At 55.8% G+C, this 1592-nt stretch carries 1 protein-coding gene and 2 pseudogenes; 1 reads left to right on the forward strand and 2 read right to left on the reverse strand.

Annotated features, from left to right (window positions below):
* A pseudogene (locus AAC083_RS20640) lies at positions 1-579 on the reverse strand (SAM-dependent methyltransferase); the annotation flags it as partial.
* An 18-nt stretch (positions 580-597) separates the two neighbouring features.
* A pseudogene (locus tag AAC083_RS20645) lies at positions 598-922 on the reverse strand (hypothetical protein); the annotation flags it as partial.
* A 486-nt stretch (positions 923-1408) separates the two neighbouring features.
* Between AAC083_RS20645 and AAC083_RS20650 the strand changes: the two are divergent.
* Positions 1409-1592 (forward strand): beta-ketoacyl synthase chain length factor (locus tag AAC083_RS20650; protein ID WP_146181751.1); only part of this gene is annotated, 184 nt, incomplete at its 3' end.

Consider the following 1592-nt stretch of genomic DNA (forward strand, 5'->3'; position numbering starts at 1 on the left):
CCACTTGCCGGTGTTGCCGCCCAGATCGTAGAGGTGGCGAGGCTCATAGCGAAGTACTTTCTCCTGTGCCTGCAGGAACGCCCAGTCGGAGTAGAAGTGATCAAACGCAAACCAGCTGCTGCGGGCGGGCTCAGGCAGTTCGCTCAGATGTGGGTAGAGGGTCTGCCAGGGGCCGAACTCCTGCAGACCGGCCGGCGTGCCCTGACGGATGGCTTCGAGCAGATGGGCTAGGGGCTGATAGCAGACGTGCTGGGTGAAGTCGAGATTGACCCGGCTCATGGCGTCGTGTTGCAGATACTTGCCGACCCGGCCCAGCACATAGTGCTCATCGGCCTGGTAGCAGAGTCCGCCGCCGAGCCCCATGTCCAGCAGCACGCTGACCGCATATTCACTCAGCTCGCACGCCTGGGCTATGTCCGCCAGCGGCGCGCCCTGTTGGCCACGTGTCTCGAGAAAGGCAAGCACCCCGGTTTCACGCAGACACCAGCTGGCCTGGAACAGCATGGGCCCGAAGGCGATCTTCTGGGCCGCGCCTATGGCCTCCAGCGCGTTGTAGGGGTCTGCCTGATAATGGTTCACGGGGTGGCTCCTGCCGTATTAACGGCTCTGTGTGCGGACGAGTTCGTTCTGGATGGCCTGATTCAGGCCCAGTACCCAGCGGTTATAACTGCGATGAATGCTGCCATTGCCCTTGTCATCCAGATTGACGCTGCTCACATAATTAATGGAATAGTCGTGGCTGCTATATGGAATATCGCATCACCGTCTGATGCTGGCGTACATTGACCTGGCCATGAATACGTCCCGGCTGCTCTTTTTTCATCGCCCAGATCTTTCTTATCCCCGAAGTGCTCATGGCGCTGGCCACCTGATCTTCGGTCAGATTGAAGGCAACCGGGTTAGCGGCCATATTGCGAATGGGCCAGGGCGAGAGCATGAGTTACTGAAATTTTAACCAAAAAAATTAACCACTGTCATCCGGGTTGTAATTGCATTCTCTGCACGCATTTTGTACAGAGATATGCTGAAAATGCGATGTCAAATTTGTCCAGCATTGGCCGAGCAACCTATCTCTCCCTAGCGAATGGGCTGGCTGGTGGAGCAGGCTGCCAGCAGGGCACAGGCCAGCAACAGGGATATTTTATTAATGACTTTCATAATATTCCCTTGCGAGGAAATTCAATAAATAGAGCTTGGCAATGAGACAACACAAATCGTTTATTTTCAATCACAATGCCAACGGATAATCCGCGCCAGCTATTATTTTTGATGAATAATGGTATTATTCGCGCGGTATTAATGTGATGACTCCGGCGGATAATCCCCGGGGAGCAGGCACTGCCCAGCGGGTGGGTGCCTTTTATCGTCCAAGCGCTCACACCAAGGTCAAGGACAGGTTGCCTGAAATATGCTCTCTTTTTCGTTGCAGGATAGTCAGGCATTGTCACCGGGTCTTGTCGACGCGCTCGACTGGCAGGCGTGGACACAGCTGGGGCAATGGCCCGCCGATCCCCCGTTCCCCGCGACCCCTTTGCTGCCCATGATGATGGCGCGCCGTCTGAGCCAAGGTTCTAGGCTGGCGGTGCAGGTGG

This window comes from Aeromonas sp. HMWF014 (assembly GCF_963878295.1).
In the GTDB taxonomy this organism is placed as follows: Bacteria; Pseudomonadota; Gammaproteobacteria; order Enterobacterales; family Aeromonadaceae; genus Aeromonas; species Aeromonas popoffii.